Origin of the sequence: Nocardia tenerifensis NBRC 101015 (assembly GCF_000308715.1) — a bacterium.
In the GTDB taxonomy this organism is placed as follows: Bacteria; Actinomycetota; Actinomycetes; order Mycobacteriales; family Mycobacteriaceae; genus Nocardia; species Nocardia tenerifensis.
In genome coordinates this window covers 1-26,200 of sequence record NZ_BAGH01000363.1, presented here as the reverse complement: position 1 = coordinate 26,200, position 26,200 = coordinate 1, and the positions used below count along the sequence as shown (strand labels likewise).

At 70.8% G+C, this 26,200-nt stretch carries 2 protein-coding genes and 1 pseudogene; all 3 read left to right on the top strand.

Annotation, left to right across the window (positions count from 1 at the left end; translation table 11 throughout):
- Positions 1-1,935 (top strand): condensation domain-containing protein (locus ON39_RS28800; RefSeq protein WP_040739096.1); only part of this gene is annotated, 1,935 nt, incomplete at its 5' end.
- A gap of 189 nt (positions 1,936-2,124) precedes the next feature.
- Positions 2,125-14,421: pseudogene (locus tag ON39_RS28795) on the top strand (amino acid adenylation domain-containing protein); the annotation flags it as partial.
- A 402-nt stretch (positions 14,422-14,823) separates the two neighbouring features.
- On the top strand, positions 14,824-26,200 hold an 11,377-nt coding region (locus ON39_RS28790; protein WP_444543778.1), incomplete at its 3' end, for a non-ribosomal peptide synthetase.

Here is a 26,200-nt window from a genome sequence, read left to right as displayed (position 1 = left end):
CTGTCCACCGGATTCGATGTGACGCAACAGGTTCCGGTGCGCGCGCTGCTGCTCTCGGTCGGCCAGGACGAGCACCTGCTCGCGCTGGTCGTGCATCACATCGCCGCCGACGGCGCGTCCATGGCCCCGCTGGCGCGGGACCTGGTGACCGCGTATCTCGCTCGGATCGGCGGTAATTCGCCGCGCTGGTCGCCGCTGGAGGTGCAGTACGCGGACTTCGCGGCCTGGCAGCGCACCGTCATCGGCACCGACGACGACGAGAACTCCATCGCGGCAAGGCAATTGGCGTACTGGCGGACCCAGCTGGCCGGGCTGTCCGGCGAGCTGAACCTGCCGCTGGATCGCCCGCGCCCCCCGGTGCCGTCCATGCGCGGCGCCTCGACCGGTTTCGCCGTGTCGCCGCAGCTGCACGCGGAGCTGGCCCGGCTGGCCCGCGAGCACAACTCGACGCTGTTCATGGTCGTGCACGCCGCGCTGGCGGTGCTGCTGGCGCGCCAGTCCAACAGCAGCGACATCGCCATCGGCACGCCCATCGCGGGTCGCGGCGAGCGCGCGCTGGACGAGCTGGTCGGCATGTTCGTCAACACGCTCACCCTGCGCACCGCGGTCGAGCCCGGCGTGCGCTTCGCCGAGCTCGTCGACCGGGCCCGCGAGACGGACCTGGCCGCCTTCGCCAACGCCGACATCCCGTTCGAGCGGGTGGCCGAGGTGGTCGCCGCCGGTCACTCGACGGTCTACAACCCGCTGTTCGGCGTGGTGCTGTCGTTCCAGAACAACGAGCAGCCCACGCTGGAGCTGCCCGGCCTGACCATCACCGGGCTGGACGGCGGCGAGATCGCGGCCAAGTTCGACCTGCAGGTGAACGTCGATCCCCGGCACGACGCCGACGGCACGCCCGGCGAGCTGGTCACCGCGATCACCTACGCGACAGACCTTTTCGACGAATCCACGGTGCAGGCGCTGTGCCGCCGGTTCGAGCGGGTGCTGACCGCGGTGGTGGCCGATCCGCAGATTCGGGTCGGCGATATCGACCTGCTCGACGCGCAGGAGCGCGAGCGGGTGCACACCGCGGCCGGGTCGGCCAAGGAGGCCGGCGCGGCGAGCCCGACGTCCACCACCGGAACGGCGCTGACCCAGGCGTTGACCGCGGTGGTCGAGGACGACCCGGACGGCCCGGCGCTGGTCTTCGGCGAGGACGCGGTGACCTATCAGGAACTCGACGCGCGCTCGTCCCGCCTGGCGCGGGTGCTCGCCGCCCGCGGCTGCGGCCCGGGCGACGGCGTCGCGCTCCGGTTCGACCGCGGGGTCGACGCGGTCGTCGCGACCTGGGCGGTGCTCAAGGCGGGCGCCGCGGTCGTGCCGCTCGCCTCGGCCGACGCGCCGATTCCGGGCGGCCCGGTGGTCAAGATCGGGCTCACCGACGCCGCACCGGCGGCGGGCGAGATCGACTGGCTCGTGCTCGACGACCCCGCGGTGGCCGCGCAGATCGCGGCCGAGTCGCCGCGGCCGGTGACCTACGCGCACCGCACGCGGGTGCTGCGCGGCACCGACCCGGCGTTCGTCGGGGCGCGCACGCTCGGCTACGACGAGCTGGCGGGCGCGGCGGACCGGCTGCGCACGAGTACCGAGCTGACCTTCGAGTCGCGCACCTTCCAGTTCGGCGGGCCTGCGGAGCTGGCGTTGATCGAGGTCGTCGCCGCTGGTTCGTGCGGGGCGTCCATGGTGCTCGTCCCGGACGACGCCGACCTGACCGAGGCGCTGGCCGACGAGTGGGTGAGCCACCTGCTGACCGACCGAGCGGGGGCCAGTACCCTCGATCCGGCGGCCTTGGCGGATCTGCGGGCCGTGGTGCTCGCCGACGGCGGTGATGCCGGTAGCGCATGGGCGCAGGTGGCGGCGATCGTCACCCTGGCCGATCTGCTACGTGCGGGGTAGCCCCCGACGGGTACCGGGTGCAAGCCCCTAAAAACATGACTAGGGTCACTCGAGACCGGTCCGCCGCATCAGGGCGGGCCGCCACGGTGGTTTCACCGTGTTCGACAGGCAGGATGAGCAGAGTTTCATGGTTCGTGTAGTGCGGGACGTGCGTTGGCGGGCAGGCAAGACCCGGGCACTGGTGGGCGCATGACGCGTTCGGCCCGTGTCCGTCCTGCTCGAACCCGGCGGCCCCGGGTCATCACGCTGCCGCAGCTGATGGCGACCGCCGTCGAAGCGAACCCGGACGGCATCGCCCTGACCTACGCCGACGCCACTGCGACGCTGGCGCGATTGAGCTACGCCGAGCTCGACGAGCGGTCGACCCGCTTGGCGCGCCTGCTGATCGAGCGCGGCATCGGCCCGGAGGATCTCGTCGCGATCGGCATCCCGCGCTCGATCGAGTCCGTGGTCGCGGTCTGGGCGGTGGCGAAGTCCGGCGCCGGATTTGTGCCGGTGGACCCGAACTACCCGGCCGACCGGATCGAACACATGGTCAAGGACTCCGGCGCGGTCTTCGGACTGACCACCGGTCAGTCCGCGGATCAGCTGCCGGGGCAGGTCGAATGGCTTGTCATCGACGGTGATTCGACGCTGCGCTCGCTCGAGCGGCACTCGACCGAGCCGATCACCAACGCAGATCGGGTGCGCCAGCTGCGCGCCGAGCATCCGGCCTGGGTGATCTACACCTCCGGCTCGACGGGCGCGCCCAAGGGCGTCGTCGCCACCCAGGCGGGCATCGCCGGGTTCTGCGAGGAGCAGCGCACCCACTACGGCGTCACGAGCAGCGCACGGACCCTGCACTTCTCCTCGCCCTCGTTCGACGCGTCGATGCTGGAGCTGCTGCTCGCGCTCGGCGGCGCGGCGAACATGGTCGTGGTGGCGCCGACGGTGTTCGGCGGCGACGACCTCGCCGAGCTGCTGCGCCGCGAGCGGGTGACCCACGCGTTCATCACCCCGGCCGCGCTCGCCTCGATCGACCCCGCCGGCCTGGACGACCTCGGCGTGGTCGCGGTCGGTGGTGAGGCGTGGTCGCCGGATCTGGTGCGCCGCTGGATACTTCCCGTCACGGGCGGTGAGCGGGCGCTGTTCAACGTCTACGGTCCCACCGAGACCACCATCGTGGTGAACATCGGCGCGCCCCTGGTGGTCGACGCGCCGCTGACCATGGGCGGGCCGATCCGCGGCGTCACGGAATACGTACTGGACGAGCGGCTTTCGCCCGTGCCGGACGGCGTGATCGGCGAGCTGTACATCGCGGGCGCGCAGGTGGCGCGCGGATACCATGACCGGCCCGCGCTCACGGCGGCTCGGTTCGTGGCCAACCCGTTCGATCCCAACGGTTCTCGGCTGTATCGCTCGGGTGACCTCGTACGACGGGTACCCGCATCGCGAAGCGATTCAATGGGGGGCGGTGGCCGGGCGGCGGGTGGGCCTGCCGACGGTCGGCTGGAGTACGCGGGCCGCAACGACTTCCAGGTGCAGGTGCGCGGTTTCCGCATCGAGCTCGGCGAGATCGACGCGGTGCTCGCCACCGCCGACAGCGTCGACTTCTCGGTGACCATCGGCCACGAACTCGACAGCGGCAGCACGATTCTGGCCTCCTATGTACTGGCCAAGCCCGGCACGACGGTCGACACCGACGAGCTGATCACGCGCGCCGAGCGCAGTCTGCCCGCGCACATGGTGCCGACCGTGATCACCGTGCTGGACGAGCTTCCGCTCTCGCCGACCGGCAAACTCGACCGCCGCGCGCTGCCCGCGCCGCGGTTGCAGACCAAGGAGTTCCGCGCGCCCAGCGGCGAATCGGAGGAACTGGTCGCGCGCGTCTTCGCGGAGCTGCTCGAGACGGACGCCGAGATCGGCGCCGACGACGACTTCTTCGAGCTCGGCGGCAACTCGCTGATCGCCACCAAGGTCGTGGCCCGGCTCGGCGCGCAGATCGGCGCGCGGGTGCCCGCGCGGACGGTCTTCGAGGCGCCGACGGTGGCCGCGCTCGCGGCTCGGCTGGCCCCGATCACGGGGTCCGGCGGCAGGCAGGCGCTGGCGCGCATGCCGCGGCCCGAACACATTCCGCTCTCGCTCGCGCAGCAGCGGATGTGGTTCCTCAACCAGTTCGACACCGCCTCGGCGGCGAACAACATCCCGTTCGCGATCCGGCTCACCGGCGCGCTGGACGTGTCCGCGCTGCGGGCGGCGGTGGCCGATCTGGTCGAGCGGCACGAGACGCTGCGCACGGTGTACCCGGCCGTGGACGGCACCGGTTATCAGGTGGTATTGCCTGCGGCGCAGGCGGTTCCGGAGCTGACGGTCGTCGAGGTCGCCGAGTCCGAGCTGCCGGGCAGGCTGGCCGAGTTCATGCTGGCCGGGTTCGACGTGGCGGCCGAGGTGCCGCTGCGGATGGCGTTGCTGCGGTTGGGCGAGGACGACCATGTGCTCGCGGTGGTCGTGCATCACATCGCGGCCGACGGCGCCTCGATGGCGCCGATGGTGCAGGACCTGACCGTCGCCTACCTTGCTCGCAGTGGAATGGCAGGCGGCGAAGCGGGTTCCGCGCCGGACTGGGCGCCGCTGCCGGTGCAGTACGCCGACTACGCGCTGTGGCAGCGCGCGATGCTCGGCGACGAGAACGATCCGAAATCCGTGGCGGCCGCTCAAATCGACTACTGGCGAACCGCTTTGGCGGGCCTGCCCGGCCGGCTGGAACTGCCGGCGGATCGCCCGCGTCCCGCGCTCGCGTCGGGCCGCGGCGGCGTCTACACCTTCGAGGTGGAGGCGCAGACCAGGGCGAAACTCGACGCCCTCGCGCACGAGACGGGCGCCTCGCTGTTCATGGTGGTGCACGCGGCCTTCGCGGCCCTGCTGGCCAGACTGTCCGGCTCGGCCGACATCGCCATCGGCACCCCGGTCGCCGGGCGCGGCGATGCGGAACTGGACGGGCTGATCGGCATGTTCGTCAACATGCTCGTGCTGCGCACCGACAGCGCGCCGGGCGCGTCGTTCCGCGCGCTGGTCGAGTCCGCCAAAAAGGTTGACCTCGAGGCGTTCTCGCATGTCGAGCTGCCGTTCGAGCGGCTGGTCGAGGTGCTCGATCCGGCCCGTTCCCAGGCGCATCACCCGCTGTTCCAGGTGGCGCTGTTCTTCCAGAACATGGACAAGCCCGCGCTGGAGCTGCCGGGGCTCTCGGCCTCGGCGCTGGATCTGGACGGCGCGGCGGCCAAGTTCGACCTGCAGCTGACCGTCACCCCGCACGAGGGCGAGGACGCCGGCCTCTCGGCCATGTTCAGCTACGCCACCGATCTGTTCGACGAGGCGACGGTGGCGCGCTTCGCCGCCCGGTTCCGCAGGCTGCTCCGCGCGGTGACCGCCGACCCCGATCGGGCGGTCGGCGATGCCGACCTGCTGTCGCTGGTCGAGCGGGATCGAATCCTGTTCGAGTGGAACGACACCCGGCAGCGGGTCGCGCCGCGACTGCTGCTCGACGGCTACCGGCAGGCGGTGGCGGCCTATCCGGATGCGGTCGCGGTGGCTTATGAGGGTGTCGAGCTGACTTATCGCGAGTTCGATGAGCGGGTCAATAGCCTTGCGCGGTTGTTGATTTCGCAGGGTGTAGGCGCTGAGTCGTTGGTGGGCTTAGCGATTCGGCGCTCGTTGGATCTCGTGGTCGGGATGTATGCGATCGTGACGGCCGGTGGGGCGTATGTTCCGTTGGATCCGGATCATCCGGCCGAGCGGATCGCGCACATCCTCGACACCGCCCAGCCGGCCTGCGTCGTGACGACCGCCGCGGACGCGGTGGCCCTGCCGGGCGATGTCGCCGCGGTGGCCATCGACGCCGTCGACCTGGCGCGATTCGACGGTGCGCCGGTGCGCGCGGACGAACTGCGCCGCCCCGTCTCGCCGCTGAACCCGGCGTATGTCATCTTCACCTCCGGCTCCACCGGCCGCCCCAAGGGCGTCGCGGTGTCGCACGCGGCGATCAACAACCAGATCGAGTGGATGCTCGCCGAGTACCCCCTCGGTCGAGACGACGTCTATCTGCAGAAGACCGCGACCACGTTCGACGTGTCGCTGTGGGGCTTCTTCATGCCGCTGCGGGTCGGCGCGAAGCTGGTCGTCGCGACCCCGGACGGGCATCGCGACCCTGCCTATGTCGCGGAAACGATTGCGGCGCAGTCGGTCACGGTCACCGACTTCGTGCCCTCGATGCTGACGATCTTCGCGGCGCACACCGCCAAGGGCGCGGTGCCGACGCTGGAGCAGATCTTCGTCATCGGCGAGGCGCTGCCGCCCGAAACGGTCGCGGCGGTGCACGCGGTGACCGACGCGGACGTGCACAACCTGTACGGGCCGACCGAGGCCGCGGTATCGGTGACCTACTGGCCGGCGGATGGCTCGGACACCCGTTCGGTGCCGATCGGCCTGCCGCAGTGGAACACTCGGGTCTACGTGCTCGACTCCCGGTTGCGCCCGGTGCCCGCCGGCGTCGCGGGCGAGCTGTATCTCGCCGGCGACCAGCTGGCGCGCGGGTATGTGCGACGGCCGGACCTGACGGCGGATCGCTTCGTGGCCAACCCGTTCGACGCCGGACAGCGCATGTACCGCACCGGCGACCTCGTGGTGTGGCGCAAGGCCGCCGACGCGGACGCCGACGAGGACATGGTGCTCGACTACCTAGGGCGCACCGACTTCCAGGTGAAGTTCCGCGGCCAGCGCATCGAGCTCGGCGAGATCGAGACCGCGCTGCTGGCACAGCCTTCGGTGAATCAGGCCGTGGCACTGGTCAGCCAGTCGTCGCTCGGTGACCAGTTGGTCGCGTATACGGTCCCCGGACCTGGCGCGGTCATCGACCCGCAGGAGCTGCGGGCCGCCGTCGCGGAGACGTTGCCCGCGTACATGGTTCCGTCGGCCATTGTCGTGCTTGACGAGTTCCCGCTGAACCCCAGCGGCAAACTGGACCGCAAGGCGCTGCCCGAGCCGATGTTCACCGCGCGCGAATTCCGTGCGCCCGCAACGGCGGTCGAGGAGATCGTGGCGGGCGTCTTCGGCGAGGTGCTCGGTTTGGGCCGGGTCGGCGCCGACGACGACTTCTTCGCGCTCGGCGGAAACTCGCTGATCGCCACGCAGGTGGTCGCGCGGCTCGGGGCGGCGGTCGGCGGCCGGGTGCCGGTGCGGACGCTGTTCGAGGCGCCGACCGTGGCGGGCCTTGCCGCGGTGATCGATTCGCAGGTGCACGGGCGTCCGGGGGTCGAGCTGGGCAGCATCGCCCGGCCGGAGGAGTTGCCGCTGTCGCTGGCGCAGCGGCGGATGTGGTTCCTCAACCGTTTCGATCAGGCCGACGACGCGACGGCGGGTTCGGCCGCGTACAACCTGCCGTTCGCGCTGCGGCTGACCGGCGCGCTGGACGTGGCGGCGCTCGGCGCGGCCCTGCACGACGTGGTGGCCCGGCACGAGGTGCTGCGCACCGTCTACCCGGAGACGGCCGACGGCCCGATCCAGGTTGTCTTGCCGCCCAACGGGGTTGCGCTCGATGTCACGCCGCGGGTGCTGAGCGAGGCCGACGTGGCGGGCGCGGTGTACGCGCTGGCGTCGAGCCCGTTCGACGTGACCGCCGAGGTTCCGGTCCGGGTCGCCCTCCTCCGGGTCGACGGCGCCGCCGACACCTACGTGCTCGCCGTCGTGGTGCACCACATCGCCGCCGACGGCTCCTCGATGGGTCCGCTGGTGCGCGACGTGATGGTCGCCTACGCGGCGCGGACCGCGGGCGAGGCGCCGAACTGGGCGCCGCTGCGGGTGCAGTACGCCGACTACGCGCTGTGGCAGCGCGCGGTGCTCGGCGACGAGTCCGACGCCGAATCCATTGCGGCGCAGCAGATCAGCTTCTGGCGCTCGCACCTGGCGGATCTGCCGGATCTGCTGGAGTTGCCGACGGATCGGCCGCGTCCGGCCGTCGCGTCGATGGCGGGCGCGCGGGTGGATGTTCATATCGACGCTGCGACCCACGCCGGCCTCGTGGAACTCGCTCGCGCGCACGGCGCGACGTTGTTCATGGTCGTGCACACCGCGCTGGCCGTCCTGCTGGCCCGGCTCTCCGGCGCGACGGACGTCGCCATCGGCACGCCGCTGGCCGGTCGCGGCGAGCGCGAACTCGACGACCTGATCGGCATGTTCGTGAACACGGTGGTGTTCCGCACGCAGTTCGAGCCGGGCGAGTCGTTCGTCGAGTTGCTCGCCAGGCAGCGGGAATCCGATCTTCAGGCGTTCGCGCACGCGGATATTCCGTTCGAGCGGTTGGTCGAGGTGCTCAACCCGCCGCGTTCGACGGCGCATCATCCGCTGTTCCAGGTGGGTCTGTCGTTCCAGAACATCGCGCGCACCGCGCTCGAACTGCCCGGACTGACGGTGGCCGGGCTGGATACGGATCTCGATGTGTCGCAGTTCGACCTGCATCTGATCGTGGGCGACGGCTACGACGAGTCGGGCGTGCCGACGGGCATGGGTGGCTTCTTCACCTACGCGACAGACCTTTTCGACGCGTCGACGGTGCAGGGCTTCGCGGAGCGGTTCGCGCGCATTCTCGCGGCCGTGGTCGCGGACGCCGCGACACCGGTCGGCGATATCGAGCTGCTCGACGCGGCCGAACGCGACGACGTGCTCGCGGGGTGGAACGCGACCGAGCAGCAGGTCGACTCGGCGGCGACGCTCGTTTCGCTGCTGGACGCCGCCGTGGCGGCCGATCCGCGCTCCGTGGCGCTGGTGGTGGATCTGCCAGGCGGTCGCGACGAGGTGACCTACGCGGACCTCGACGCACGGGTGAATCGTCTTGCGCGGTATCTGATCTCGGTCGGTGTCGGGCCGGAGTCGCGGGTGGCGTTGGCGTTCCGCCGTTCGGTGGATTTGATCGTGGCGATGTATGCGGTGGCGAAGTCTGGTGGTGCGTATGTGCCGGTGGATCCGGCGCAGGCTGCCGAGCGGACGAGCTACATCCTCGAGACAGCGGCACCGGTGTGCGTGCTGACCAATGCGGAGGCCGAGTTCTACAGCGCCGCAGTGCCTTCTGTGCGGATCGATGAACTCGACCTGGACGGGGTCGACGCGTCTCCGGTCACCGATGCTGATCGGGTTTCGCCGTTGCGGCCGGAGAATACGGCGTATGTGATCTTCACGTCGGGTTCGACGGGTCGTCCCAAGGGTGTGGCTGTTTCGCACGGGGCGATCGCGAATCAGTTGCAGTGGAAGGTGACCGAGTTCGGTCTGGATGCCGCTGATGCGATTCTGCTGAAAACGGCTGCCACCTTTGACCTTTCGGTGTGGGAGTTCTGGTCGGCGGCGGTGTGTGGTGGTCGTTTGGTGATCGCCGCCCCGGATGGTCATCAGGATCCGGCGTATTTGAACGAGTTGATGGCCCGTGAGTGGGTCACCACCCTGCATGTGGTCCCGTCGATGCTCGACGCACTGACCACGGGCGACTTCCCCAGCTCGCTGTGGCGGGTGCTGGCCATCGGTGAAGCGTTGCCCGGCGGACTGGCGCAGCGGTTCCTGCGCGACTACCCGCGGGTGGAGCTGTTCAACCTCTACGGCCCGACCGAGGCCGCGGTGTCCATCACCAGCCACCGGGTCGGCAAGAAGGATCAAGCCTCCGTTCCGGTCGGCGCTCCGGAGTGGAACAGCCAGGTCTTCGTGCTGGATTCGCGCTTGCGGCCGGTGCCGGTCGGCGTCTCCGGCGAGTTGTATCTCGCCGGTGCGCAGTTGGCGCGGGGCTACTTCGGCCGAGCGGATCTGACCGCGGAACGATTCGTGGCCAACCCATTTCAGCCGGGCGTGCGGATGTACCGCACGGGTGACCTGGTGGCGTGGAATGGCTTCGGTGAGCTGGAGTACCGGGGCCGCACCGACTTCCAGGTGAAGATTCGGGGCTTCCGCATCGAACTCGCCGAGATCGAGGCCGCGCTGCTCGCGCTGCCGCATATCGCCCAGGCCGCCGTGCTCGCCAAGTCCGACTCACGCACGGGTGATCGTCTGGTCGCCTACGTGGTCCCCGCCGCGGTAGAAGTCGATGTCGCCGAGGTGAAGTCGGCGCTGGCCGCGGGTTTGCCGTCGTACATGGTGCCGTCGGCGTTTGTGGTGTTGGATGCGTTGCCGCTGAACGTGAATGGCAAGCTCGACCGGAAGGCTTTGCCGGAGCCGGAGTTCGAGGCGCAGGTGTTTCGTGCGCCGTCGACGCCGATCGAGGAGATTGTGGCGTCGGTGTTCGCCGAGGTGCTCGGGGTCGAGCAGGTCGGTGCCGATGACGACTTCTTCGGTCTGGGTGGTAATTCGTTGCTGGCGACGCAGGTCGCGGCGCGGATCGGTGCGGCGTTGGATGCGCGGGTGCCGGTGCGTGCGTTGTTCGAGGCCTCGACCGTGGCCGGTTTGGCGGTGAAGGTCGAGCAGCACGCGGGTACCGGCGGACGCAAGGCTCTGGTGGCGGGCCCACGCCCGGACCGGATTCCGTTGTCGCTGGCCCAGCAGCGGATGTGGTTCCTCAATCAGTTCGACAGGGACTCGGCCGTCTACAACATCCCGGCCGCCATCCGCCTGTCCGGCGACCTCGACGTCGCCGCCCTGCGCTCGGCGGTAACCGATCTGGTGGACCGCCACGAGATCCTGCGCACCACCTACCCGCAGACCGAGCACGGCCCGGTGCAGTCCATCGCCGCACAGGTGCCGATCGACCTCACGCCCGCGCCGATCGACCCCGCGGACGTGGCCGACGCCGTATACCGCGTCGTCGCAACCGGTTTCGACGTCACCACCGAGGTGCCGTTCCGCGCCAGGCTGTTCCAGGTCACCGGAACCGCCGACCACGTGCTGGTCTTCGTGGCACATCACATCAGCGCCGACGGTTGGTCGATGGGCCCGCTCACGCGCGACCTGATGTCGGCCTACGTCGCCCGCAGCGGCGGCGCGGCGCCCGCATGGACCCCGCTGCCGGTGCAGTACGCGGACTACAGCATCTGGCAGCGCGAGGTGCTGGGCGCCGAGGACGACCCGCACAGCTTGATCGCCCAGCAGGCGGACTACTGGCGCACCGCGCTGGCCGCCCTGCCCGACGAACTGGCGCTGCCCGCGGACCGCCCCCGCCCCGCCGCCGCCTCGTACCGGGGCGCGACGCTGGACTTCGAGATCGACGCGGAACTGCATGCCGCGCTCGAACGCGTTGCCGAGCAGCACAATTCGACCCTGTTCATGGTGGTGCACGCCGCGCTCGCGGTATTGCTCGCCCGGCTGTCCGGCACCACCGACATCGCCATCGGCACCCCGGTCGCCGGTCGCGGCGAGGCCGAACTCGACGATCTGATCGGCATGTTCGTCAATACGCTCGTGCTGCGCAACGAGATTCGGCCCGGCGCTCCCTTCGACGCCCTGCTCGCCGAGGTGCGCGACACCGACGTGGCCGCCTTCGGCCATGCCGACCTGCCGTTCGAGCGCCTGGTCGAACTGCTCGACCCGGTCCGCTCGGCCGCCAGGCACCCGCTGTTCCAGGTGATGCTGGTATTCCAGAACCTGGCGCAGACCTCGCTCGAGCTGCCCGGCCTCACCGTGTCCGGCCTAGACCCGCAGTTGCAACCGGCCAAGTTCGACCTGCAGCTCACGGTCGCGGAACAGCCGGACAGTCAAGGGCTTTCGGCGGTGCTCACCTACGCGACGGACCTGTTCGACGCCGCCACCGTGCAGAACTTCGCCGACCGCTTCCGCCGCATCCTCGCGGCGGTGGCGCGCGACGCCTCGGTGGTCGTCGGCGATATCGACGTGCTCGCCGCCGGTGAGCGCGAACTCGTGCTGCGCGAAGGGAACTCGCTCGGCGCCTGGGTGCCCGGCGCCACCCTGCCCGGCCTCGTCGCCGATCAGGTCTGGCGTCGTCCCGACGCGGTCGCGATTCGATTCGGCGACCGGGCGCTGACGTTCCGTGAGTTGCAACGCCGCGCCAACCAGGTCGCACGAGCCCTGATCGCCCAGGGCGCAGGGCCGGAATCGCTTGTGGCCGTTGCAGTGCCGCGCACCGAGGACCTGCCCGTGGCCCTGCTCGGGGTGCTGGCTACCGGCGCCGCCTACCTGCCGATCGACTCCACGTACCCGGCACAGCGGCTCGAGTTCATGCTCACCGACGCCGCCCCGATCTGCGTGCTGACCACCGGCGACGAGCGCGCCGCCGTACCGACCGGCGACCTGCCCGTCGTCCTGCTCGAGCAGACGGCGACCTTCGCCGACGCGCCCATCCACGACGCCGACCGGCTCGCGCCGCTGCACCCGGACAATCTGGCCTACGTCATCTACACGTCCGGCTCGACCGGCGTGCCGAAGGGCGTCGGCGTCGCGCACCGCAACGTCGTCGAGCTGTTCGCGAACACCCAGACCCTGTTCCGCTTCGACGAGAACGACGTGTGGACGCTGTTCCACTCGTTCGCCTTCGACTTCTCGGTATGGGAACTCTGGTGCGCCCTCGCGCACGGCGGCTCGGTCGTCGTGGTCGACTACGGAACCTCACGGTCGCCGGAGCAGTTCCGCGAGTTGCTGATTCGCGAGCGCGTCACGGTGCTGAACCAAACCCCGTCCGCCTTCTACCAATTGGTGGAGGCCGACCGCGCCGCCGAACCCGCCGCGCTCGCGCTGCGGTACGTGGTCTTCGGCGGCGAGGCCCTGGACCTGCGCAAGCTGGAGCGCTGGTACGAAGGGCACGGCGCGGCAACCCGTTTGGTGAACATGTACGGCATCACCGAGACCACGGTGCACGTGTCGTTCCTGCCGCTGGACGAGCGCGACCGCGGCAACCCGGCCAGCGTCATCGGCCGCGCCATCCCCGGCCTCGACGCTTACGTGCTCGACCCGCGCCTGCACCCGACGCCGCTCGACGTGCCGGGCGAGCTCCACGTGGTCGGCGCGCAGCTGTCCCGCGGCTACCTCGGCAGGCCGGGCCTCACCGCGACCCGGTTCGTCGCGAACCCGTTCGGCGCGCCCGGTTCTCGCATGTACCGCACCGGCGACGTCGGCCGCTGGCGCGACTGCGGCGACAAGGCGCAGCTCGAATACGCGGGCCGCAGCGACCAGCAGGTGCAGCTGCGTGGTTTCCGCATCGAGCTCGGCGAGGTCGAGGCGGCGCTGGTGCGCTGCGCCGGCGTGAATCAGGCCGTGGCCGTTGTCCGTTCGGACGCGCACGGGGACCGGCTCGTCGGCTACGTGGTCGGCGACGGCACGGCGGAGATCGATCCGGCGACGGTCCGGACGAGGGTGGCCGAGTTCCTCACCGGCTACATGGTGCCGGACGCGATCGTCGTCCTCGACGTGCTGCCGCTGACGCCGAACGGCAAGCTCGACCGAAAGGCTCTGCCGGCACCGGAGTTCGTCAGCGCGACCGCCTTCCGTGAACCCGCCTCGCCGCTGGAGCACACCATCGCCGAGGTCTTCGCCGACCTGCTCGGCGTGGCACGCGTCGGCCTCGACGACGACTTCTTCGCGCTCGGCGGCAACTCGCTGCTGGCCGCGCAGGCCGTCGGCCGGCTGCGCGCGGCCACCGGCGCCACGATCAGCGTGCAGTGGTTCTTCACCGACGCCACGGTGGCCGGGCTCGCCGCCCGGATCGGCGCGCGCTCGGCGGGGCAGGCCGACGGCAACGACGCCATGCAGGTCCTGCTGCCGATCCGCGCCGAGGGTGCCGCGGCGCCGCTGTTCTGCCTGCACCCGATGTACGGCCTGGCCTGGAGCTACGCCGGGCTCACCCAGTACCTGCCCGTCGACCAGCCGATCTACGGCGTGCAGTCCCCGGCCCTGGCCGAGGACGGCGAACTGCCCGCCTCGATCGGCGCGCTCGCGCGCCGCTACGTCGCCGAGATCAGGACCGTGCAGCCGCACGGCCCGTACCGGCTGCTGGGTTGGTCGCTCGGCGGCGTGCTCGCGCACGCCATCGCCACCGAGCTACAGGCCGACGGCGAGCAGGTCGCGCTGCTCGCCATGATGGACAGCCACCCGAACCCCGACGTCGCGGGTTTCCGCGCGGCGGTGCGCGGCGCGCTGGCCGAGCTCGGACTGGGGAGCGACCTCATCGGCGCCGAGGACGACATCTACGACCTCAGCGACCAGGCGCTGGCCGCGCTGCACGCGATGATCCCACCGGAGCTGGTCGCCCTGACCCCCGAACGGTTGCGGCGCATCTACCGCAGCGCGGTCCGCTCGGCGGAGTTGATCGCGGAGCATCGTCCTGGCGTGTTCGACGGCTCGGTGGAGTACTTCAGCGCCGCCGTCGCCGACCCCGCGGATGTGCTTCGCGCCACTGCGACCGACTGGTCGCCCTACGTGACGGGCGCGGTGGCCGACCGGCCGGTCGCCGTGACGCACGCCCGGATGACCACGCCCGAGGCGCTGGCCGAGATCGGCGCCGAGCTGGCGATTCTGCTCGGCCGGCTGAGCTGAGGCGGTCCTGCCGACGTGGGGTCACCAATCGCGCGTCGGCAGGGAATAATCGTTCCCGGCGCGTGTTTCGCGCGATCGGGCGGCAAGGATCGCGCGGGCTGTGTTCGGCGCGCGCCGGTGGGGTCGGTAACGATGGGCATGCGCGTTCGATGATCATGGGGGCGGGGAGCATCGAGGCGGGTTTGCGGCGACAACAGGCAGGGTGAGACTTCTCCATGGTTCGGTCGGTCGGGCAGCGGTATGACGACGCGCGTGCAGCGGTGTGCGCATGACCGAGCGCAGCGAGGGAGCCATGTTGCAGCCCGCCTGGGGCATGACGGAGCCGAGCGCAAGCGAGGTGGAGTCATGACCAGACCGGCACGCGTTCGGCCGACCCGAACCAGGCGATCCAGAGTCACTACGCTGCCGCAGCTGATGGCGACCGCGGTCGAGGCGAACCCGAACGGTCTCGGCGTCGCCCTCGCCGACGCCACCGGCACGCTGGCCACCCTCAGCTACGCCGAGCTGGATGACCGCTCGACCAGGCTGGCCCGACTACTCATCGGCCGCGGCATCGGGCCGGAAGACCTGGTGGCCGTCGGCATCCCGCGGTCGATCGAGTCCGTGGTCGCCGTCTGGGCGGTGGCCAAGGCCGGCGCCGGGTTCGTGCCGGTCGACCCGAACTACCCCGCGGACCGGGTCGAGCACATGGTCGTCGACTCCGGCGCCGTCTTCGGACTGACCGTCGCCGCGGTCCGCGACGAACTGCCGGATCGCGTCGACTGGCTGACGATCGACACCGTCGACTGCGCCCGCCTGCTCGAGGACGTCCCCGCCGACCCGGTGACCTACGTCGACCGGGTGCGGCCACTGCGAGCCGAGCACCCGGCATACGTGATCTACACGTCCGGCTCGACCGGCAAGCCCAAGGGCGTCGTCGTCACCCAGGCCGGGCTGTCCGGCTTCTGCGACGAGCAGCGCGAGCGCTACCGGGTGACGAGCGACTCGCGGACCCTGCATTTCGCGTCGCCCTCGTTCGACGCCTCGGTGCTGGAGCTGCTGCTCGCGGTCGGCGGCGCGGCCACCATGGTGGTGGTGGCGCCGTCGGTGTTCGGCGGCGAGGAGCTCGCCGCGCTCATCCGCAGAGAGCGCGTGACCCACGCGTTCATCACCCCCGCGGCGCTCGCGTCGGTGGATCCCGCCGGACTGGACGGGCTGCGCGTGGTGATCGCAGGCGGCGAGGCGTGCCCGCCGGAGCTGGTGCGGCGCTGGGCCGCTCCCGGGCGGGAGTTCTGCAACGGGTACGGCCCGACCGAGACCACGATCATGACGAATATCAGTGCGCCGCTTGCCCCGGACGCACCGGTCACCATCGGCGGTCCGATCCGCGCGGTCACCGAGTACGTGCTCGACGAGCAGCTGGTGCCGGTGCCGAGCGGGGCGGTCGGCGAGCTCTACATCACCGGCGCGCAGCTGGCGCGCGGATATCACGACCGGGCCGGATTGACGGCCGCCCGCTTCGTCGCGAACCCGTTCGACGCCAACGGCTCCCGGCTGTATCGGACCGGCGACCTGGTGCGCTGCAGCGACACGGGTGAGCTGGAGTATCTGGGGCGCAACGACTTCCAGGTGAAGATTCGCGGCTTCCGGATCGAGCTCGGCGAGATCGACGCGGTGCTCGCCGCGCACGAGACCGTCGACTTCGCGGTCACCGTCGGCCACGAACTCGACAGCGGCGCGACGATTCTCGTCTCCTATGTGCACTCCGCGCCGGGAATGTACGCCGACGCGGCGGAACTGGCCGCCGTCGCCGAGCGCAGCCTGCCCGCGCACATGGTGCCGACGGTGGTCATGGTGCTCGCCGAGATCCCGCTGACCCCGGTCGGCAAGCTGGACCGCGCCGCCCTGCCTGCGCCGCGTTTGCAGACCAAGGTTTTTCGCGCGCCGGTCGGCCCGCTGGAGGAACTGGTCGCCGACGTGTTCGCCGAGCTGCTCGGTCCCGGAGCACCCGTCGGCGCCGACGACGACTTCTTCGAACTCGGCGGCAACTCGCTCATCGCGACGCAGGCCGCCGCCCGGCTCGGCGCCGCGCTCACCGCGCGGGTGCCCGCTCGGCTCATCTTCGAAACCCCCACCGTCGCAGGCCTCGCCGAGCGGCTGGAGTCGCTGAAGGGCGCCGACGACCGGCGCGCGCTCGCCCCGACCGAGCGGCCCGAGCACATTCCGCTGTCGCTGGCCCAGCAGCGCATGTGGTTCCTGAACCAGTTCGACCCGGCCTCGGCGGCGAACAATATTCCGTTCGCCATCCGGCTTTCCGGCTCGCTCGATGTGTCGGCCCTGCAGGCCGCGATCGGCGATGTGATCGAACGCCACGAGACGCTGCGCACCGTGTACCCGGCCATCGACGGCACCGGCTACCAGGTGATACTGCCTGCGGCACAGGCCGTTCCGGACCTGGCGCCGAAGCCGCTGACCGAGCACGAGCTGGCGGACTGGTTGCGCGGGTTCGCGCTGACGGGCTTCGACGTCGCGGCGCAGGTGCCGCTGCGGATCGCGCTGGCCGAGCTCTCGCCGAGCGAGCACGTGGTCGTCGTGGTCGTGCACCACATCGCCGCCGACGGCGCCTCGGTCGCGCCCTTCCTGCGAGATCTGCTCGGCGCCTTCCTGTCCCGGCGCAACGGCGCGCCGCCCGCGCTGCCGCCGCTGCCCGTGCAGTACGCCGACTACACGCTGTGGCAGCGCGAGGTGCTCGGCGACGAGAACGACCCCGACTCGGTGGCCGCGGCTCAAATCGCTTACTGGCGTGACGCTTTGGCGGGCATCCCGGACCGGCTCGAGCTGCCTGCGGACCGTCCCCGGCCGGCCGTGGCCTCGGGCGGGGGAGCGGAGTACACGTTCGAGGTGAGCGCCGACGTGCACGGCGGGCTCATCGAACTGGCCAAGCGGACCGGCGCTTCCGAGTTCATGGTGGTGCACGCCGCGTTCGCGGCCCTGCTGGCCAGGCTCTCGGGCACCGGCGACATCACCATCGGCACGCCCGTCGCCGGTCGCGGCGAGCGGGAACTCGACGGGCTCATCGGCATGTTCGTCAACACCCTGGTGCTGCGCACGCCGATCGATCCCGGCGCGTCGTTCCTCGACCTGCTCGTCGCGGCGAAAGACATTGACCTGGCGGCGTTCTCGCACGCCGAGCTGCCGTTCGAGCGCCTGGTCGAGGTGCTGGACCCGGTGCGCTCGCAGGCGCACCATCCGCTGTTCCAGGTGGCGCTGTTCTTCCAGAACATGAGCAAGGCGCAGGTCGAACTGCCCGGCTTGTCCGCGCAGGCCGTCGAGTTCGACGGCGCGGTGGCCAAGTTCGATCTGCAGCTGACGGTGGTGCCCAAGTCGGAGCGCGGCTTCTCCGCGCAGTTCACCTACGCCACGGACCTGTTCGACGAGCCGACGATCGCGGAGTTCGCGCGGCGCTTCGAGCGGCTGCTCGCCGCGGTCGCCGCCGATCCGGAGCGGGCGGTCGGCGAGATCGACCTGCTCGCACCGGCGGAGCTGGCGCGGATTCTGGTGGGCTGGAACGAGACCAGGCACGCGGTCGCGCCCGAGCTGCTCCTGGATGGTTACCGGCGCGCGGTGGCGGCCTACCCGGATGCGGTCGCGGTGGCCTATGAGGGTGTCGAGCTCGCCCACCCGTCGCCCGGCCACCGCCCCTCATCGAGTCGCTTCGCGACGCTTACTTATCGTGAGTTCGATGAGCGGGTCAACAAGCTTGCGCGGCTGTTGATTTCGCAGGGTGTTGGTGCGGAGTCGTTGGTGGGTCTGGCGATTCGTCGTTCGCTGGATCTTGTGGTCGGTATGTATGCGATCGTGACGGCTGGTGGGGCGTATGTTCCGTTGGATCCGGATCATCCGGCGGAGCGGATCGCGCACATCCTCGACACCGCCCAGCCGGCCTGCGTGGTGACCACCTCGGCGGATGCGATCGAGGTCCCCGCCGGGACAACGGTGCTCACCCTGGACACGGTCGACACCTCGGCTTTCGACGCTGCCCCGGTGCGCGCGGAGGAGCTGCTGCGCACGGTGTTGCCGCAGCATCCGGCCTACGTCATCTTCACGTCGGGCTCCACCGGGCGGCCGAAGGGCGTCGCGGTGTCGCACGCCGCGATCAACAATCAGATCGAGTGGATGCTCGCGGAGTATCCGCTCGGCGCGAGCGATGTGTATCTGCAGAAGACCGCGACCACGTTCGACGTGTCGCTGTGGGGCTTCTTCATGCCGCTGCGGGCGGGGGCGAAGCTGGTCGTCGCCACCCACGACGGGCACCGCGACCCGGTGTACGTCGCGGAAACCATTGCGGCGCAGTCGGTCACGGTCACCGACTTCGTGCCGTCGATGCTGACGGTGTTCGCCGCGCACACCGCGGCAGGCGCCTGCCCGACGCTGCGGGACGTCTTCGTGATCGGCGAGGCGCTGCCGCCGGAGACCCTCGCCGCGTTCCGCGCGATATCCGACGCGCGGGTGCACAACCTCTACGGGCCCACCGAGGCCGCGGTGTCGGTGACCTACTGGCCTGCCGACGGTTCGGATGCCCGCTCGGTGCCGATCGGGTTGCCGCAGTGGAACACTCAGGTCTACGTGCTGGACGCCAGGTTGCGTCCGGTACCCGCCGGGGTGCCCGGCGAGCTGTATCTCGCCGGTGACCAGCTGGCGCGCGGGTATGTGCGGCGGCCGGACCTGACCGCGGATCGGTTCGTGGCCGACCCGTTCGGCTTCGGCGAGCGCATGTACCGCACCGGCGATCTGGTGATGTGGCGCGAGGCCACCGCCGAGCGCTCCCATCGGCTGGAGTACCTCGGCCGCACCGACTTCCAGGTCAAGTTCCGCGGCCAGCGCATCGAACTGGGCGAGATCGAGGCCGCCCTGCTGGCACAGCCTTCGGTGAGCCAGGCCGCCGCCGTGGTCAGCCGGTCGGCGCTGGGCGATCAGCTGGTGGCCTACGCCGTCCCCGGGCCGGGTCACTCGATCGAGCAGCCGCGACTGCTCGCCGCCCTCGCGGATACCTTGCCCGCCTACATGATTCCCACCGCGCTCGTCGCGCTGGACGCCTTTCCGCTGAACCCCAGCGGCAAGCTCGACCGCAAGGCCCTGCCGGAGCCGACCTTCACCGCGCGCGAATTCCGCGCGCCCGCAACGCCGGTCGAGAAGATCGTCGCCGAGGTGTTCGGCGAGGTGCTCGGGCTGGACCGGGTCGGCGCGGACGATGACTTCTTCGCGCTCGGCGGAAACTCCTTGATCGCCACGCAATTGGTGGCGCGGCTGGGCGCCGCGGTGGACGCCAAGGTGCCGGTGCGCACGCTGTTCGAGACGCCGACGGTGCGCTCGCTCGCCGCCGCGATCGACTCGCGGACGCACGAGGCGCGCGGCGTGCCGCTCGGCAGCATCGCCCGGCCGGAGAAGTTGCCGCTCTCGTTGGCCCAGCGGCGGATGTGGTTCCTCAACCGTTTCGATCAGGCCGACGACGCCACGGCGGGTTCGGCCGCCTACAACCTGCCGTTCGCGCTGCGGCTGACCGGCGCGCTCGATGTCGCGGCCCTCGGCGCCGCCCTCGACGACGTGGTGAGCAGGCACGAGGTGCTGCGCACCGTGTACCCGGAGACCGCCGACGGACCCGTGCAGGTCGTGCTGCCCGCGAGCCGCGTGCACCTGGATGTCACCCCCCGGCCCGTCGCCGCGGCCGAGGTGCCCGGCGAGGTCTACGCCTTGGCCGCGACGCCGTTCGACGTGACCGACGAGGTGCCGGTGCGCGTGCGGCTGCTCGAGATCGCCGACGGCACAGCGGATTCGGAGCATGTGCTGGCCGTGGTGGTGCATCACATCGCCGCGGACGCGTCATCGATGGGTCCGCTGGTGCGCGACGTGATGGTCGCCTACGCGGCGCGGACCGCGGGCGAGGCGCCGAGCTGGAATCCGCTGCGGGTGCAGTACGCCGATTATGCGCTGTGGCAGCGCGCGGTGCTCGGCGACGAGACGGATCCGGAGTCGATCGCCGCGCAGCAGATCGCTTTCTGGCGCAGGCAACTCGCGGGCCTGCCGGATCTGCTGGAGCTGCCGGCGGATCGGCCGCGTCCGGCCGTCGCGTCGATGGCGGGCGCGCGGGTGGATGTTCGGATCGACGCGGCGACTCACGCCGGTCTCGTGGAACTTGCTCGCGCGCATGGCGCGACGCTGTTCATGGTCGTGCACACCGCGCTCGCGGTGCTGCTCGCTCGGTTGTCGGGCTCCGGCGACATCGCCATCGGCACCCCGGTGGCCGGCCGCGGCGAGCGCGAACTCGACGATCTGATCGGCATGTTCGTCAATACCGTCGTCTTCCGGGCCACCTTCGACGGCGGCGAGCGGTTCGCCGATGTGCTTGCGCGCCAACGCGATATCGACCTGCAGGCGTTCGCGCACGCGGATATTCCGTTCGAGCGGTTGGTCGAGGTGCTCAACCCGCCGCGTTCGACGGCGCATCATCCGTTGTTCCAGGTGGGTCTGTCGTTCCAGAACATCGCGCGCACCGCGCTCGAGCTACCCGGGCTCACCGTGGCGGGCGTCGACGCGGAACTCGATGTGTCGCAGTTCGATCTGCACCTGATCGTCGGCGACGGCTACGACGAGTCCGGCGCGCCGACCGGCATCGGCGGCTTCTTCACTTATGCGACAGACCTTTTCGACGCCGCCACGGTGCAGCGCTTCGCCGACCGATTCGCGCGTATCCTGGCCGCTGTCGTCGCGGACGCCGCGACACCCGTCGGCGATATCGATCTCCTCGCCGCCGACGAACGCGACGCGGTGCTCGCGCGCTGGAACGACACCACCCACCAGGTCGACACCGCCGCGACGCTGCCGTCGTTCCTCCAGCGGGCGGTGCTCGCCGCGGCGCCCGAGGCCGTCGCCGTGGTGGCCGACCTGCCCGACGGCACCCGCCACGAACTGAACTACGTCGAGCTCGACACCCGGGTGAATCGCCTTGCCCGGTACCTGATCTCGATCGGCGTCGGGCCGGAGTCGCGGGTGGCGCTCGCCTTCCGCCGCTCCGTCGACCTGGTGGTGGCCATGTACGCGGTCGCCAAAGCCGGTGGCGCGTATGTGCCCGTCGATCCGGATCAGGCCGCGGAGCGCACCGGCTACATCCTCGGGACCGCGGCGCCGGTGTGCGTGCTGACCAACGCGGACGCGCGGTTCGACACCTCGATCGCGCCGGTGGTGCCCGTCGACGAACTCGTGCTCGGCTCCTTCCCGAGCGGGCCGCTCGCGGACGCCGAGCGGGTCGCACCGCTGCGGCCGGAGCACACCGCGTACGTGATCTTCACGTCGGGCTCGACCGGCCGCCCGAAGGGCGTCGCCGTCTCGCACGCCGCCATCGCGAACCAATTGCAGTGGAAGGCAGCGGAGTTCGGGCTGACCGACGAGGACGCCGTGCTGCTGAAGACCGCGGCCACCTTCGACCTCTCGGTGTGGGAGTTCTGGACGGCGGTGGTCTGCGCGGGCAAGCTGGTGATCGCCGCGCCGGACGGGCACCGGGATCCGGCCTACCTCAACGAGCTGATCGCCCGGGAAGGCGTGACGACGCTGCACGTCGTCCCGTCCATGCTGGACGCCCTGCTGGTGCACACCGGCACCGAATCAGCGCCCCCGCCGTCGCCGCTGCGGCGCGTGCTGGCCATCGGCGAGGCGTTGCCCGCCGCACTGGCGCAACGCTTCCTAGCGGCGCACCCAAAGGCGCAAGCCCCTTACCTTTTCAACCTGTACGGCCCGACCGAGGCCGCGGTCTCCATCACCCGTCACCGAGTGACCGACGCGGACCAGGGCTCCGTGCCGATCGGCACGCCCGAGTGGAACAGCCGGACTTACGTGCTCGACGAGCGGCTACATCCGGTGCCGGTCGGCGTCTCCGGCGAACTGTATTTGGCCGGCGCGCAGTTGGCGCGTGGCTACTTCGGCCGAGCGGATCTGACCGCAGATCGGTTCGTGGCCAACCCATTCGAGTCCGGCGAGCGCATGTACCGCACCGGTGACCTGGTGGCCTGGAACGCCTCAGGTGAACTGGAATACCGGGGCCGCACCGACTTCCAGGTGAAGATCCGTGGTTTCCGGATCGAGCTGGGCGAAATCGAGGCCGCACTACAGGCTTTGCCCGAGGTGGCACAGGCCGTGGTGGTCGCCAAGTCCGATCCCAAGACCGGTGATCGCCTGGTCGCGTATTTGGTGCGGGCCGAACCCGCTCCGACGCCCGCCACATCGTTCGCCGTCCAAGCCGCCGCCTTCGCCGCACAAGCCGCCGAGGGTGGTACGGCCGACTCGGAACTCGATGTCGCACAGGTGAAGTCGGCCCTGAGCGCCGAGCTGCCGTCGTACATGGTGCCGTCGGCCTTCGTGGTGCTGGACGCGCTGCCGCTCACCATCAACGGCAAGCTCGACCGAAAAGCCCTGCCGGAGCCGGAGTTCGAGCCGCAGGTGTTCCGCGCGCCGTCGACGCCGATCGAGGAGATCGTGGCGTCGGTGTTCGCCGAGGTGCTCGGCGCCGAACGCGTCGGCGCCGACGACGACTTCTTCGCGCTCGGCGGCAACTCGCTGCTGGCGACGCGGGTCGCCGCGCGCATCGGCGCCGCGCTGGATTCGCGGGTCCCCGTGCGCGCCCTGTTCGAGGCGTCCACCGTCGCCGGACTCGCGGTCAAGGTCGAGCACACCACGAGCGAGCACACCCGCAACCCGCTCGTCGCCCAGCCGCGCCCCGACCACATCCCGCTCTCCTCCGCCCAGCAGCGGATGTGGTTCCTCAACCAGTTCGACACCTCCGCCGCGGTCTACAACATCCCCGCCGCCATCCGCCTCTCCGGCGACCTGGACGTCGACGCGTTGCAGCAGGCGGTCGCCGACCTGGTCGCGCGGCACGAGATCATGCGCACCGTGTACCCGGAGACCATGGCCGGGCCGGAGCAGCGCGTCCTCGCGCCCCACGAGGTCTCGGTCGATCTCGCGCCCGCACAGATCGGCGAGGAGCGCGTCGCGCACGAGGTGCAGCGCATCGTCTCCGCCGGTTTCGACGTCACCATGGAGGTGCCGTTCCGCGCCAGGCTGTTCCAGCTCGCCGCCAGCGAGTACGTCCTGGTGTTCGTCGCGCACCACATCAGCGCCGACGGCTGGTCGATGGGCCCGCTCACCCGGGACCTGATGCTGGCCTACGCCGCCCGCAGCGGCGGCGAGGCGCCGTCCTGGGCGCCGCTGCCGATCCAGTACGCCGACTACGCCCTCTGGCAGCGCGGCGTGCTCGGCAGCGACGACGACCCCGAGTCGCTCGCCGGCGCGCAACTCGCCTACTGGACAACCGAACTCGCCGACCTGCCGGACGAGCTGAACCTGCCGACCGACCGGCCGCGCCCCGCCGCGCAGAGTTTCGCCGGCGGCACAACGGACTTCGTCGTCGAGGCCGACGTGCACGCCGCGCTGGCCGGATTGGCCAAGCGGCACAACGCCACTCTGTTCATGGTCGTGCACACCGCGCTCGCGGTCTTCCTCGCCCGCATGTCCGGCACCGAGGACGTCGCCATCGGCACCCCGATCGCGGGTCGCGGCGAGCCCGAACTCGACGATCTGATCGGCATGTTCGTCAACACGCTCGTCCTGCGCACCAGGGTGGCGGCCGATCTCGGCTTCACCGACCTGCTCGCCGCCAACCGCGAGACCGACCTGCGCGCCTTCGCCAACGCGGACACCCCCTTCGAGCGGCTGGTCGAGGTGCTCGACCCGGAGCGCTCGGCGGGCCGTCACCCGCTGTTCCAGGTGGCGCTGTCGTTCGAGAACCTGGCGACGACGAGCTTCGAGCTGCCCGGCCTCAGCTTTGCCGCGCTCGACCCCGCGGCCGACACCGCCAAGTTCGACCTGCTGCTCACCGTGCGCGAGCAGCGCACCGAGGCGGGCGCCGAGGCCGGGCTCGCCGCCGAGTTCACCTACGCCCGTGACCTTTTCGACGAACAGACGGTCACCGAGTTCGGCCGCCGCTTCCGCGGCATCCTGGCCGCCGTCGCCCAGAACCCGGACATCGCGGTCGGCGACCTGGAGATCCTGGACGAGTCCGAGCGCGCCGAGCTGGTCTCCCGCGCGGGCGGCGAGGCCGTCGCGCCGCGCAGCCTGCCGGAGTTGATGGCCTCCGCGGTCACCCGGAACCCCACCGGCCCCGCCCTCGTCGTGGGCGGTCGCTCCTTCAGCTACGTCGAACTCGACGCCGCCTCTTCGCAGCTGGCGCGCACCCTCATCGATCGGGGTGCGGGCCCGGATGTCCTTGTGGCCCTGGCGATCCGGCGCTCGGTCGAGTCCATGCTCGCGCTGTGGGCGATCGCCAAGACCGGGGCCGCGATCGTGCCGATCGATCCGACCTACCCGGCCGACCGCATCGCGCACATGGTCGCCGATTCCGGTGCGGCACTGGGCGTGACGCTCACCGCGGAGCTCGCCGCGCTGCCCGCGATGACCGGCGGCCGCCCCTGGTTCGTGCTCGACGATCGCGACTTCACCTTCGACGTCGCGTCGCGGTCGGACCGCCCGATCAGCCTCACCGAACGCCACGGCCCGATCCGGAGTTCCAACGCCGCCTACGTGATCTACACCTCGGGCTCCACCGGCCTGCCCAAGGGCGTGGTGGTCACGCACGCCGGCCTGGCCAACTTCAGCGCCGAACAGGTGGAGCGGTACGAGCTCGACCAGTCCACGCGCGCACTGGCTTTCGCGTCGCCCTCGTTCGATGCCGCCATGCTCGAGCTGCTGCTCGCGCTGGGCTCGGCGGGCGCCCTGGTGGTCGCGCCGCCGCAGACCTTCGGCGGAGAAGAACTCGCCGACCTCATCCGGTCCGAGGGGGTGACGCACGCCTTCCTCACCCCGTCCGTGCTGGCCACGCTCGACCCGGCGGCCCTGTCCGGCATGCGGGCGATCGTGGCGGGCGGCGAAGCGGTGCCCGCGGACCTGGTCGCCAAGTGGGCCGCCGCCGAGAACCGGCGCTTCCACAATGGTTACGGGCCCACCGAGACCACGATCATGACCAATATCAGCGACCCGCTGCGGCCGGGGGAGCCGGTCACCATCGGCGGCCCGATCCGCGGCATGCGCTCGCTAGTGCTCGATCGCAGGCTGCGGCCGGTGCCCGAAGGCGTCGCGGGCGAGCTGTATCTGGGCGGCATCCAGCTGGCCCGTGGATACCACGCGCGGCCGGGGCTCACCGCGGCTCGGTTCGTCGCCGACCCGTACGGGCGGCCCGGCGAGCGGTTGTATCGCACCGGCGACGTGGTCCGCTGGGGGCGTGCGGAGGGCGCGCCGCGGCTGGAGTACGTGGGCCGCAACGACTTCCAGGTGAAGATACGCGGCTTCCGGATCGAGCTCGGCGAGATCGACGCCGCGCTCACCGCCCAGCCCGGCGTCGAGTTCGCGGTCACCCTCGGCCGCGAATCGGCCACCGGGGCAACGATGCTCGTCTCCTACGTGCTGCCCGCCAAGGGTGCGACGCTCGACGTCGCCACGCTGACCGAACGGCTCGGCGAGACCCTGCCCGAGTACATGGTGCCGACGGCGATCGTCGTGCTGGACGAGATCCCGCTGACGCCGGTAGGCAAGCTGGACCGGCGCGCCCTGCCCGAGCCGGCTCTCGCGTCGACCGCCTACCGCGCGCCGCGCACCAGGGCGGAGTCGATCATCGCCGAGGTGATCGGCGAGGTGCTCGGCGTCGACCGGGTCGGCCTCGACGACGATTTCTTCGCCCTCGGCGGCGACAGCATCA